This is a genomic window from Halobacillus litoralis, from assembly GCF_020524025.1.
GTDB lineage: Bacteria > Bacillota > Bacilli > Bacillales > Halobacillaceae > Halobacillus > Halobacillus litoralis_D.
Genome location: NZ_JAIVKN010000015.1, coordinates 1 through 521 on the forward strand (window position 1 = coordinate 1; position 521 = coordinate 521).

Annotated in this window: 1 rRNA gene; it reads right to left on the reverse strand. The window is 39.5% G+C overall.

Annotation, left to right across the window (positions count from 1 at the left end):
- Positions 1-423: 423 nt before the first annotated feature.
- A 5S ribosomal RNA gene (gene rrf / locus LC036_RS18410) occupies positions 424-521 on the reverse strand; the annotation flags it as partial.

Sequence of the window (521 nt, forward strand, 5' to 3'; positions counted from 1 at the left end):
GAGCTGTTCTTGTCAACAACTCTTTTATATAAATTAGTGAGCACTTTGTTCGCTCTGTCGCGCTCTCTTAATGCGACAAGTAATAATATACCACGGGTTTTCTAATGGATGCAATAGTTTTTTTATCTTTTTTATCATTTACTTCTGTTAAACATTTTTGTCTATTTTCATAAAAGGATCATTTACTCATTACCATAGATTCTCAACTTTAAGATACAAGCATTAAATGAAAAAGCCTGGATAACATCCTCTTTTCCCGGGGAGATCTCCAGAGCAATGAGACTCTCCAGCACCACATTCTCCTCCTCTTAAACCACCCTGAAATAATGTAACAACTATAATCTTTAACAGACCAAGAAGGAAAGAATAAAAAGATAAACAAAAAACCCCTTCGGGATTTTCATCCTGAAGGGATTGCTGTTGACGTGGCGGCGTCCTACTCTCACGGGGGTAAACCCGACTACCATCGGCGCTGAAGAGCTTAACTGCTGTGTTCGGCATGGGAACAGGTGTGACCTCTT